This is a genomic window from Rhizobium sp. BK316, assembly GCF_014193695.1.
Taxonomy (GTDB): Bacteria; Pseudomonadota; Alphaproteobacteria; order Rhizobiales; family Rhizobiaceae; genus Rhizobium.
The window spans coordinates 459,162-471,577 of sequence record NZ_JACHZR010000002.1; the positions used below are offsets into that span (position 1 = coordinate 459,162).

General features: G+C 60.5%; 10 protein-coding genes and 1 pseudogene. 8 read left to right on the forward strand and 3 right to left on the reverse strand.

Translation table 11 applies throughout. The features are described 5' to 3' along the window. Positions 1-11 precede the first annotated feature (11 nt). The gene (gene ppk2, locus FHT87_RS10800) at positions 12-893 is read right to left on the reverse strand and encodes a polyphosphate kinase 2 (protein WP_183801720.1); all 882 of its coding nucleotides are present in this window, start codon (positions 891-893) and stop codon (positions 12-14) included. Positions 894-1,138: 245 nt separating this feature from the next. Here ppk2 and phoR point away from each other — a divergent pair, with 245 nt between their 5' ends. The 7 genes from phoR (at position 1,139) to phoB (ending at position 9,059) form a co-directional block, all read left to right on the forward strand. After that, positions 1,139-2,362 carry a phosphate regulon sensor histidine kinase PhoR gene (phoR, locus tag FHT87_RS10805; protein ID WP_183802665.1) on the forward strand — a complete coding sequence of 408 codons (1,224 nt, stop codon included), beginning with the start codon at positions 1,139-1,141 and terminating at the stop codon, positions 2,360-2,362. A gap of 198 nt (positions 2,363-2,560) precedes the next feature. Continuing rightward, on the forward strand, positions 2,561-3,595 hold the full coding sequence (locus FHT87_RS10810; RefSeq protein ID WP_183801723.1) for a substrate-binding domain-containing protein: 1,035 nt from the start codon (positions 2,561-2,563) through the stop codon (positions 3,593-3,595). Between the two features lie 165 nt (positions 3,596-3,760). Next, positions 3,761-5,242, forward strand: coding sequence for a phosphate ABC transporter permease subunit PstC (gene pstC, locus FHT87_RS10815; RefSeq protein ID WP_183728230.1), 1,482 nt, complete (start codon positions 3,761-3,763; stop codon positions 5,240-5,242). Beyond that, positions 5,239-6,561 (forward strand): phosphate ABC transporter permease PstA, encoded by a 1,323-nt coding sequence (pstA, locus tag FHT87_RS10820; protein WP_183728233.1) that lies wholly within the window; start codon positions 5,239-5,241, stop codon positions 6,559-6,561. The genes pstC and pstA overlap by 4 nt, the downstream gene beginning before the upstream one ends. A 14-nt stretch (positions 6,562-6,575) precedes the next feature. Then, positions 6,576-7,391 carry a phosphate ABC transporter ATP-binding protein PstB gene (pstB, locus tag FHT87_RS10825; protein WP_183728236.1) on the forward strand — a complete coding sequence of 272 codons (816 nt, stop codon included), beginning with the start codon at positions 6,576-6,578 and terminating at the stop codon, positions 7,389-7,391. A gap of 44 nt (positions 7,392-7,435) precedes the next feature. Next, positions 7,436-8,149, forward strand: coding sequence for a phosphate signaling complex protein PhoU (gene phoU, locus FHT87_RS10830; RefSeq protein WP_007821274.1), 714 nt, complete (start codon positions 7,436-7,438; stop codon positions 8,147-8,149). Between the two features lie 226 nt (positions 8,150-8,375). After that, positions 8,376-9,059 (forward strand): phosphate regulon transcriptional regulator PhoB, encoded by a 684-nt coding sequence (phoB, locus tag FHT87_RS10835; protein ID WP_004672768.1) that lies wholly within the window; start codon positions 8,376-8,378, stop codon positions 9,057-9,059. A gap of 133 nt (positions 9,060-9,192) precedes the next feature. Here the strand turns inward: phoB and FHT87_RS10840 are convergent. After that, positions 9,193-9,959 (reverse strand): annotated as a pseudogene (locus tag FHT87_RS10840) (pyrroline-5-carboxylate reductase). Positions 9,960-10,261: 302 nt separating this feature from the next. Continuing rightward, positions 10,262-10,792, reverse strand: a complete 531-nt coding sequence (locus tag FHT87_RS10845) for a GcrA family cell cycle regulator (protein WP_183728242.1) — start codon at positions 10,790-10,792, stop codon at positions 10,262-10,264. A gap of 424 nt (positions 10,793-11,216) precedes the next feature. Between FHT87_RS10845 and FHT87_RS10850 the strand changes: the two genes are divergently transcribed. Continuing rightward, positions 11,217-12,416, forward strand: a complete 1,200-nt coding sequence (locus tag FHT87_RS10850) for an aspartate aminotransferase family protein (protein ID WP_183801727.1) — start codon at positions 11,217-11,219, stop codon at positions 12,414-12,416.

Below are 12,416 nucleotides of genomic sequence, written 5' to 3' on the forward strand. Positions count from 1 at the left end.
TTTCGGGAAATTTATTTCAGGAAGCCGGGACCGGAGCCGATGATCTTGTCGTCCAAGGAGCCGATTGCGTTCTTGTCCTTGCCGTCATAATCGATGGTTTTCAGCATGTGGCGGATGAGGTTGAGCCGCGCCCGGCGCTTGTCGTTGGCGCGGATGACACTCCAGGCCGCGAACTGCGTATGGGTCTCCTTCAGCATGCGGTCGCGCTTCTCGCTGTAGTCGCCCCATTTGGTCAATGCGGCTATATCCATCGAGGAGAGCTTCCAGACGGCGAGCGGATCGTGCCGCCGGTCGTGGAACCGCTTGATCTGCATTTCCCGGCCGATATCGAGATAGAACTTGAAGAAGAATATGCCTTCGTGAGCAATGATCTTTTCGAGCTGCGGCGCCTGGTGCAGAAAATCCTCATACTGTTTCGGCGTGCAGAAGCCCATGACCGGCTCCACGCCGGCACGGTTGTACCAGGAGCGGTCGAAGAGCACGAACTCGCCCGATGTCGGAAACTCCGCGATATAGCGCTGGAAATACCATTGGCCCTGTTCCCGCTCGGTGGGCTTGGCAAGCGCAACGGTGCGGGCAAGGCGCGGGTTCATGTGCGCCGAGGATGCCTGGATCGCGCCGCCCTTGCCGGCCGCGTCGCGCCCTTCGAAGAGCGCCATCACCCGCTTGCCCGTCGCCTGCAGCCAGAACTGCACCTTCACGAGCTCGATCTGCAGCTTCTTGAGCTCCCTGAGATACTCGTCTTCCTCAAGCTTCTCCTTGTAGGGATAGCCGCCGGACTCCAGCGCATGTTCATCCACCCAGTCGGGCAGGGCGGGATCGTCGATATCGAAGACGTGCTTCTTGCCCCTGATCTCCAGTTCCAAGGCTCTGCTTTCGACGTCTTTGGCCATCGTCCTCTCCTGCGTACAATGATTTCGTTTTTCAGCAGGCGAACATATTTATCATTGAAAATCAAATCCGCTGCGTAAGCAAAGCGTAATGCGGTGCCGCGCGGCTGCGGCTTTTCGCGGAAGTTTCTCAAACGGAAAACTTCTGTCATGAAAGCCGGCTATCAGGCAGAGTTTGAATATAAAGAAAACGAATCGATGCCGTGAGGGGCGCTTTGGAAGACGAAACGTCATGGACGACAAGCCTGTTGGCGCGCATCCGGCGCGAACGCCCGGTTTTGCTGGCAACGCTGCTGAGCGCGCTGGTGGCGCTTGCCGCGGGCATGAACAAATGGATCGTGCTCGCCCTGCTGCTCATGATGATCGTCACCGCGCTTTTCCACGAGGCGCCGGTCATCAAGCCTGATGTCGTCGAGCCGGTCGAACCCGAGCCTGAAGTGCCTCAGAGCCGCCTGCCGGAGGTCTCCGCTACGCTCGCCGGCCTCGATATCCCGGTCATGGTGCTCTCGCAGGATGCCTCGGTGCTGTTTCAGAACCGCGCGGCTGAAAAGGCCTTCGGCGAGGTGGCGCTCGGCTCCCATATTTCGGCGAGGCTGCGGTCTCCCGGCGTGCTGGACATGGTGCGCGAAACCATCGCCACCAACGCGCCGAACCAGATCGAACATTCCGAGCGCCTGCCTTCCGAGCGCGTCTATATCGTTCGCAGCGCCCCGGTCGAATTCAAGGATGATGACGGCCGCGACGAGCGCTATTACATCCTCTCCTTCCGCGATATTTCCGAAGTGCGCCGCATCGACCGCATGCGCTCGGATTTCGTCGCCAATGCCAGCCATGAGCTGCGCACGCCGCTTGCCTCGCTGCGCGGCTTCATCGAAACCATCCAGGGGCCGGCAAAAAACGATCCGAAGGCGCAGGCGCGCTTCCTCGGCATCATGCTCGACCAGGCAACCCGCATGAGCAGGCTTGTCGACGATCTCCTGTCTCTATCAAGGCTCGAGCTCAAGTCGCATATCGCCCCCGACGAGAAGGTGGATTTGGTGCCGCTTCTCGGCCATGTCAGGGATTCGCTCGTGCCGCTTGCAAGGGAGGTCGGCGTCTCGATCAACCTGCATCTGCCGGAGGGCAGGGTCGAGGTGCTGGGAGATCGTGACGAACTCGTCCAGGTCTTCGAGAACCTGATGGAGAACGCCTGCAAATACGGCCAGGAAGGCGAAGTTGTCGATGTCTGGCTGAGGAACGGATCGGGCCAGCCGGTGGAGGTCAGCGTCGTCGACAGGGGACCCGGCATTCCGGCCGAACATGTGCCGCGCCTGACGGAGCGTTTTTATCGCGTCAGCATCGAAGACAGCCGTTCCAAGAAGGGCACGGGCCTCGGGCTTGCCATCGTCAAGCATATTCTGACGCGCCATCGTGCACGGCTGATCGTCAAATCCGAGGTGGGCAAGGGAACGGAGTTTACCGTCCGTTTCTGACGCAATATGTCGCAAACGATTTAATACGGCTATATTTTCACATTTAAAATCAACAGCTTATCTTGTCATAAATGTTTCATCGATCTGACATAAAAGGAGGGCGCTTAAGGCGCTAAGAGAGTCCTGCCGATGAAAAAAGGCAATGCGAGGGCCTCTTCGAGGCCGCACTCACACAAGCCCAAATGCCGGGAGATTCAAATGAACACCTTTAAACTTACTGTTGCCGCGCTCGCTGCAACCGCCGCTTTTGCTGGCGTTGCCGTTGCCCGCGACCAGATTCAGGTTGCTGGTTCCTCCACCGTCCTGCCCTACGCAAAGATCGTCGCCGAGTCCTTCGGCGAAACCTTCTCCAACTTCAAGACGCCGGTCGTCGAATCCGGCGGCACGGGCGCTGGTCTGAAGGAATTCTGCAAGGGCGTCGGTGAAGACACGATCGACATTGCCAACGCTTCGCGCCCGATCAACAAGAATGAAGCGGAAGCCTGCAAGGCTGCCGGCGTAACCGACATCCAGGAAGTCAAGATCGGTTATGACGGCATCGTCTTCGCAACCGACTCGTCCAACCCTGATGTTGCCTACGTTCCGGCCGACATCTACAAGGCCCTCGCTGCCCAGGTTGTCGTTGACGGCAAGCTCGTCGCCAACCCCTACAAGAAGTGGTCTGAAGTCAACCCGAAGCTTCCGGCTGTTGATATCGCCGCCTACATCCCGGGCGAAAAGCACGGCACCCGCGAAGTCTTCGAACAGAACGTTCTCGCTGCCGGCTGCAAGGCTTCCGGCGCTCTTGACGTCATCGCCAAGGAAATCACCGACAAGGCAGCCCAGACCAAGGCTTGCGTCGCAGTTCGCAAGGACGGCGCTGCTGTTGACATCGACGGCGACTATCCGGAAACGCTGGCACGCATCGCTGCCAACAAGACCGGCGTTGGCGTATTCGGCCTCTCCTTCTACGAAAACAACGCCGACAAGCTCAAGGTTGCGACCATGAGCGGCATCGTTCCCTCGACGGAAACCATCGCTAACGGCACCTACCCGGTTTCCCGCCCGCTGTTCTTCTACGTCAAGAAGGCACATCTCGGCGCTGTTCCCGGCCTGAAGGAATATGTCAACTTCTTCGTATCCGACCAGATGATCGGCCCTGATGGCCCGCTCGTCGAATACGGTCTCGTTGCCGCTCCGGATGCAGAGCGCGAAGCGATCCGTAAGGCCGTAGAGGCTGGCAAGGCCATGTAATGACTTTGCCGGCGCGACGCTTGGGGTGTCGCGCCGGCATCGCCTTATCTGCCCGGCATCGCCAGGTGCCGTGCGGATGAACTTCTTCTCCATGATATTGAAGCCGATGGCATGCTCCTGGAGCTGCCGGGCTCTTTGGGGGCTGTGGGCCTGGGGACGTAACGAATGAGCACATCCATCATACTCTTGTGCCTGGTGGTGATCGGCGCCGTTGCCTATGTGGCCGCGCGCAGCCGCGCCAACGCGCTTTCCGGAGGCAGGTCTGCTGCCCTGCATTCGCGGCCGGCCTATTATGGCTCCTATGCCGCGATCTGGGCTGTTCTGCCTTCCCTGATCGTCCTCTGTGCCTGGCTGGCTGTCAGCCCCGGCATCATATCCTCCTCCGTTCGCGGCACCTTTCCCGATGACGTGAAGGCGCAACCGGCCGTCCAGCAGGACCTCGCCTACAGCATGGTCGCCACGGTTGCCCGCGGCATGAACCTGCTGACGTCGGATGAGGTTTCCTCCCTGTCGAGCAATCCCGCCGGTCTGCAGGCAAAGCTCAGCGAGAAGGGCGTACCGCTCGCCGGCGAGCCGCAGCCCTATATGATCGCCGCTGCAAAGACCCTGAACGCGGAGAGCATGACGAGCCGCCTCATCATGACGGCGATCGTGCTGCTGATCTCCGTTGCGGGCGCTTTCTACGCGCTGCGCTCCGTTGCTCCGCGCTTCCGCGCCCGCAACCGTGTCGAGCGCGTCATGCTCTGGGCGCTGCTCGTCGCCTCCTCCATCGCCATTCTGACGACGATCGGCATCGTGCTCTCGATGCTGTCGGAAGCGACCCGCTTCTTCGCGGTCATTCCCTTCGCCGACTTCTTCTTCGGAACGGTTTGGGATCCGCGCTTTGCCGGTGCTGGCAGCTCCTCCTTCGGTCAGTTCGGCCTCATCCCGCTGCTGCTCGGTACGCTCTATATCGGCTTCGTCGCCATGCTCGTTGCCGTGCCGGTCGGTCTCTTTGCCGCCATCTACATGGCCGAGTATGCCTCCCCGAGGGTGCGTTCGCTTGCCAAGCCGCTTCTCGAAGTGCTTGCCGGCATTCCGACCATCGTCTACGGCTTCTTTGCCCTCGTCACCGTCGGGCCGTTCCTGCGTGATTTCTCGGCGCAGATCAGCGGTCTCCTGACCGGCAACTATGCGAACTTCATCCAGGCGCAGAGCGTCATCACCGCAGGCATCGTCATGGGCATCATGCTGATCCCTTACGTTTCCTCGCTGTCGGACGATATCATCACCGCAGTTCCGCGGGCGCTCCGCGACGGCTCGCTCGGTCTCGGCGCCACCCGCTCCGAAACCATCAAGAAGGTCGTCCTGCCGGCAGCACTTCCGGGCATCGTCGGTGCTTTGCTGATGACCGCTTCGCGCGCCATCGGCGAAACCATGATCGTCGTGCTGGCCGCCGGTGTCGCCGCCCGTATCCAGATCAATCCCTTCGAGCCGATGACGACCGTGACCGTCAAGATCGTCAACCAGCTGACCGGCGACCTTGAGTTCACCTCGCCGCAGACGCTGGTTGCCTTCGCCCTTGGCATCACGCTGTTCTGCATCACGCTTTGCCTCAACATTTACGCGCTCTACATCGTGCGCAAATACCGGGAGCAGTACGAATGACGAATATTGTTTCCCCCGTCGCCGGCGTCAGCGTTTCCACGGCGCCCGCGCGTCGCGATATCGGCATCAAGCGCCGCTACGCTGCCGAGCGCCGGTTCCAGGCCTATGGCATCGCAGCCATAGCATTCGGCCTCGTCTTCCTCTTCATTCTGCTTTGGACGGTTATCAGCAACGGCTATACCGCCTTCCAGCAGACCGCGATCACGCTGCCGATCGAGTTCACAGAGAAGACGATCGACCCCGATAACAAGCGCGCGACCGATCCTTCGGTTCTGATCGCCGCCAACTATCCGGTTCTGCTGCGTGATGCGATCGTCAAGCAGCTCGGCATCAATGCCTCGAGCCGTCCTGACGTGCGCGATGCCTCCGCCATGCTGTCCAAGGGTGCGCCCATTCAGCTGCGCGATATGGTCGTCGCCGACCCCCAGATCATCGGCAAGACCGTCAACGTGACGGTGCTGGCTGACGCCAATATCGACAGCGCCAACAAGGGCCAGATCGACCTTACGGTCGATGAGAAGAACCGCAAGGTCAACGACAAGCAGGTTGCCTGGATGAACGAGCTGAAGGCGAGCGGCGCTCTCCACAAGCAGTTCAACACAGGCCTCTTCGTCAACGGCAATTCCAGCCGTCCGGAAGCTGCAGGTCTCGGCGTCGCTCTCATCGGCTCGCTCTACCTGATGCTGATCGTTCTCGTCCTTTCGCTGCCGATCGGTGTCGCCGCTTCGATCTACCTCGAGGAATTTGCGCCGAAGAACAAGCTGACGGACCTGATCGAGGTCAACATCAACAACCTCGCAGCCGTTCCGTCGATCGTCTACGGTCTGCTCGGCCTGTCGGTCTTCATCAACTTTGCCGGCCTGCCGCGTTCGGCATCGCTGGTCGGCGGCCTGGTGCTGACCCTGATGACGCTGCCGACGATCATCATCGCCACCCGCGCGGCTCTGCGCGCCGTGCCGCCGTCGATCCGCGCGGCCGCACTCGGCCTCGGTGCCTCGAAGATGCAGATGGTGTTCCACCATGTGCTGCCGCTTGCAATGCCCGGCATCCTGACCGGCACGATCATCGGCCTTGCCCACGCACTCGGTGAAACCGCGCCGCTGCTCTTGATCGGCATGGTCGCCTTCGTCGCCCAGGCGCCGACCACGCCGCTCGATCCTTCCACCGCACTTCCGGTGCAGGTCTACATGTGGGCCAACGAAGCCGAGCGCGCCTTCGTGGAAAGAACCTCGGGTGCCATCATCGTCCTGCTCCTGTTCCTGATCGTCATGAACCTCGGAGCTATCCTCTTGCGTCGTCGCTTTGAGCGCCGCTGGTAAACGGAGTAAAGATCATGAACATGTTGACGGAAGCCGCAGTCGAGAAGGCGCTGGACCAGAAAATGAACAACGTCCCGTATAAGATGATCGGTCAGGATGTCTCCGTTTATTACGGAGAGAAGCGCGCGCTTTTCGATGTCAATCTGAACATCCGCGAAAACACCGTGACCGCCCTGATCGGCCCGTCGGGCTGCGGCAAGTCCACCTTCCTGCGTTCGCTGAACCGCATGAACGACACGATCGACGGCTGCCGCGTCACCGGCAAGATCACGCTCGACAGCGATGACATCTACGATCCCGATATCGACGTCGTCGAACTCCGCGCCCGCGTCGGCATGGTGTTCCAGAAGCCGAACCCGTTCCCGAAGTCGATCTATGAGAACGTCTCCTACGGCCCGCGCATCCACGGCCTCGCCAAGTCCAAGGCAGACCTCGACCAGATCGTCGAGACGAGCCTGCAGCGCGCCGGCCTCTGGAACGAAGTCAAGGACCGCGTGCATGAATCGGGTACCGGCCTTTCCGGCGGTCAGCAACAGCGTCTGTGTATCGCACGCGCTGTCGCCGTCAGCCCGGAGGTCATCCTGATGGACGAGCCCTGCTCGGCGCTCGACCCGATCGCGACTGCAAAGGTCGAAGAGCTGATCCACGAGCTGCGTGAAAACTACACCATCGTCATCGTGACGCATTCCATGCAGCAGGCCGCCCGCGTATCGCAACGTACGGCCATGTTCCACCTCGGCAACCTGGTCGAGGAAAACGATACCGACAAGATGTTCACCAATCCGGACGATCCGCGCACCCAGGACTATATCATGGGCCGGTTCGGCTGATTTTGGCGATGTGAAGCCTTCCCGATTTTCGAGGACAACGCCCCATGGCATCGACACATATTTTTTCCGCCTATGACGACGATCTGAAATTCCTGTCCCGGCGCATTTCCGAGATGGGGGGCCTTGCCGAACAGATGGTCGGCGAGGCCGTTCGCGCCCTGGTCAACGGCGATACCGCCTTGGCTCAGAAGGTCATTTCCGACGACGTGATCCTTGATCACGCCGAGCGTGAGATCAACGACAAGGCGATCGTCACGATCGCCCGTCGCCAGCCGATGGCCTCCGACCTTCGCGAGATCATGGGTTCGATCCGCATCGCCGCCGACCTCGAGCGCGTCGGCGACCTCGGCAAGAACACCGCAAAGCGCGTCATCGCCGTGCAAAGCACCGGCGTTCCGCGCAAGCTCGCCCGCGGTCTCGAGCATCTCTCCGAACTGGCGCTCGTCCAGCTCAAGGAAGTGCTCGACGTCTACACGACGCGGTCCGCTGACAAGGCCAAGTCCATCCGCGAACGCGACGACGAGATCGACGCGATGTACACCTCGCTGTTCCGCGAACTCCTGACCTACATGATGGAAGATCCGCGCAACATCACGAGCTGCACGCATCTTCTCTTCTGCGCCAAGAACATCGAACGCATCGGCGACCATGCGACCAACATCGCCGAGACGATCTACTACATGGCGACCGGCGCCCAGCCGGAGGGCGAGCGTCCGAAGGACGACAGCTCCAATACCGTCGGTGCGGTAACGGAGTAATCCTGATCCGCCGATTGCATGCGCGTCCCATGCGGGGCGCGCCAAAGCATGTCGCGCAAAAGTGTGCAGCGGTTTTGCGATAACGACATGCGAAAAAAGCTTAAAGCGCGGCAGCGAATCCGAATGATCGCGACACGCTTTAAGTGCAGCCAATTCCGAGTTCCTGCATGATCCCTTGCTTAAATCACCCCCGGTTTAAGGATCATGCATTAGGAGACTGACACGCATGATCCCAAGAGTTGCAGTTGTTGAAGATGAAGAGGCGCTGAGCGTGCTTCTCCGCTACAACCTCGAAGCGGAAGGTTTCGAGGTGGATACGATCCTTCGTGGCGACGAGGCCGAAATCCGGCTTCAGGAGCGCACGCCGGACCTGCTCATCCTTGACTGGATGCTGCCGGGTGTTTCCGGTATCGAGCTCTGCCGCCGGCTGCGCATGCGGCCGGAGACCGAACGTCTGCCGATTATCATGCTGACGGCGCGCGGCGAAGAGAGCGAACGCGTTCGCGGTCTCTCGACTGGCGCGGACGACTATGTCGTCAAGCCCTTCTCCACGCCGGAACTCGTTGCCCGCGTCAAGGCGATGCTGCGTCGTGCTCGTCCGGAGGTTCTTTCCAGCGTTCTGAAGTGCGGGGATATCGAGCTCGATCGCGAAACCCATCGCGTTCATCGCAAGAGCCGCGAAGTCCGCCTCGGCCCGACCGAATTCCGCCTGCTCGAATTCCTGATGTCGTCGCCGGGCAGGGTCTTCTCCCGCTCGCAGCTTCTGGACGGCGTCTGGGGCCACGATATCTATGTGGACGAGCGCACGGTCGACGTCCATGTCGGCCGCCTGCGCAAGGCGCTGAACTTCTCCAACATGCAGGATGTCATCCGCACCGTCCGCGGCGCGGGATATTCCATGGAAGCTTAAGCTTAATCCGAGTGATCGGAGGTCCAGACGGGTCGCTCGCTTGCCGGGCGGCCCGTTTGTCTATCCGGCAGCCCCAGCTTCTTGTGAAAGCCGACACCAGGCGCCGAAAGCCAACCTCGAGAGGATCTGCCTTCTACAGACGGATGCGCACAAGAATTCGATCAAGAGCCTTTTTCAGAGCCGCCGCGCCGCCAAACGCGCGAAAGTCTTCGAGCACCTGTTCATTCAATCCGCCCTTGGTCGAATGCTCGGCGATGAGTTCATCGAAACTCGCGACAGGTTTTGAACGGGCAGCATGGGCGAGGCCGGAAAACAATTGACGGAGGTAGGCGTCGCCAGCCGTTCCCGAGAGCCCCTTGCTCTGCAGCCAGGTCGACGTTGCGTCCAGGATGCCGAAATAGGTGGCCATCAGGCAGCTCGCCACCGCGAGAAGTTCGAACTCCTGCTTGTCTTCAACCTGGATCGCCGTTCCGAGCGCCGAAAAGAGGGTGTGGAAACCTCGTCGGGCGGGTAGATCGCGGTCGCGCCCTGGAGATCTGCGACGAACGGAAGTGGAATTGCCAGGCTCAGGCGAACCGACTGATCGATCCACGCCAGCAATTGATCCATGGGCGTGGCCGCGACAAAGCTGATGACATGGTGGCCCGGCCGAAATCGGAGCGAGCGGATGACCTCCTCGGCAATTTGCGGCCTCACTGCCAAAAATACGAGATCGGAGCGGTCGAGAACATCCTGGTTGCCCACAGCGATCGATACATTCCGGTTTGCCGCCGCAAGGCGGGCGGCGACGCCTGCGCTGCGCGGTGACAGCACGATCGGTGTGTCGCGAAACGCTGTCTTGCCCAATCCGGTGACGACGGCCTCGGTAATCGTGCCCGTCCCGACGAACCCCATTGTCATCTGCTTTGGATCGATCTCCATTGGCACCCCTGAGCGACTGTTTGCGCCGCGCTGCTCGACGAGAATAGCGCATCTGTATCAGAAAATTGCGTTACAGCGCCATGACCGCCTTCCATGCCTGTTGAGGGCTGAAACGCCTTGATGGCGTTGGCTGCATGGTGAACGGCCGGCAAGGATCAGTCTCCGGCAGATAGTCGTGGCCGCGAGCCGCTTTCCAGCCCTGCTATCCCAGCAAAAAATTACCCCTCCGCGCATCGGCGAGGAGGGGTGACGGTACGTTGCGTCTGTTGGAAAATCGCAGATCAGCCGACCCGGACTGCCTTGCGGCGCTCGCTCACCGGCTGGTAGGCCATGCGCTGATGATAGTTGCAATAGGGCGATGAATCCGGGGAGTCGCAACCGCAGAAGTAGAAGTCGTCCTTCATCGGATCGCCGACCGGCCACTTGCAGGTGCGTTCCGTCAGTTCCGTCAGGCCGAGGCGGCGGGAGATCGGCACGACCACGTTCTTGGCCGGCACGTATTCCATTTCCTCGACCGTTTCGATCTCGATCTCTTCCTTCAGGACAGTTGCGCCCTGCTGGCGGGTAACGGTGCGGGTGGTGATGCGAGACGCATAGTTCGGGGCGCGGGGAGCGGAGGTATTGCGCTTCGGTGCACGCGCAGCGGTTGCCGTGCCGCCGGCCTTGGCGCGGCCAGGAAGACTGAGCCGGTGAACCTTGCCGATGACAGCGTTTCTACTGACGCCGCCAAGCTGCGCAGCGATCTGGCTGGCGCTCAGCCCCTCCGACCAAAGCTTCTTGAGCTTTTCGACACGCTCGTCTGTCCAGTTCATTGCCCTGTCTCCACCTTTCGCGTTGGTGATGGCAGAATCCCTCACCGTTGCCCCGGAAGCCTCCGACGCAAGAAACGCCTGATCTATTTTGGTGACTAGTTCCGCCGCATGCAGTCTAGTAATTGAACTTTAACCTAGTGTGAGCCTGACTCTGTGACAAGAGTCGCAGGAATCCGATGAATCCGAATTCGTAGTTTTCCCCAACTTGCTTCCCGGGAGAGTCATTTCTGCAACATTAGCTGTTGATAGACCTGTAAAGCCGAATGCGGGCTTGACGCATGCGCTAAATCCTCAGTTTTGTTGACATTGCAGTGCGAAAAGTAAATAGTGGTTCAGGCCGCCGAAAGGCGGCATTTTTAATTTTTCGGACCTGGTTTTCTTAGCCGGAGTCCGGTGCCCCGGAACCTGATCAGGAGATCGCGCCATGGCTGAAGCCTCGCCGCTTTATGACACCTATTCTCGTGCCCCATTGCGGTTCGAGCGAGGTGAAGGCGTCTGGCTGATCACCGAAACCGGCGAGCGATACCTGGATTTCGGAGCCGGCGTTGCCGTCACGTCCGTAGGGCATGGCAATCCGCATGTCGTGGCCGCGCTCAAGGATCAGGCTGACAAGGTCTGGCACCTTTCGAACGTCTATGAGATCCCCGGCCAGGAGAAGCTTGCCAAGCGGCTGACGGATGCCACCTTCGCTGACAAGGTGTTCTTCACCAATTCCGGCGCCGAGGCTCTGGAATGCGCCATCAAGACGGCGCGCCGCTACCAGTTCTCCAAGGGCCGTCCTGAGCGCTTCCATATCATCACCTTCGAAGGCGCTTTCCACGGCCGTACGCTGGCGACCATCGCCGCTGGTGGCCAGGAGAAATACCTCGAAGGTTTCGGTCCGAAGACCCCCGGCTTCGATCAGGTACCCTTCGGCGATATCGAGGCTGTCCGCGCCGCGATCACTGAAAACACGGCCGCCATCCTCATCGAGCCCGTGCAGGGCGAGGGCGGTGTCCGCCCGGCGACGTCAGAATTCATGAAAGCGCTCCGCCAGCTCTGTGACGAGCACGGCCTGCTGCTGATCCTCGATGAGGTCCAGACAGGTGTCGGCCGCACCGGCAAGCTTTTCGCCCATGAGTGGTCGGGTATCACGCCTGATATCATGGCCATCGCCAAGGGTATCGGCGGCGGTTTCCCGCTTGGTGCCTGCCTTGCAACGGCAGAGGCTGCTTCCGGCATGAAGGCCGGCACGCATGGCTCAACCTATGGCGGCAACCCGCTTGCCATGGCTGTCGGCAGCGCGGTGCTGGATATCATCCTGGCCGACGGCTTTCTGCAGCATGTGCGTGATGTTACCCTCATTTTCCGTCAGGGCCTTGCCTCGCTCAAGGATCGTTATCCTGACGTAATCGAGGATGTCAGGGGCGAAGGTCTGCTGCTCGGCATCAAGGCCGCTGTTCCCTCGGCTGAGCTGTTACAGGCGATCCGCGCAGCACATCTTCTGGCAATCCCAGCGGGCGACAACGTCATCCGTCTGCTTCCGCCGCTGGTCGTAACCGCAGAGGAGGTGCGCGAAGGGATTTCCCGTATCGAGCATGCCGCCGAAAGCATCCGCGCCGCCAAGGTCAAGAAGACCGCTTGA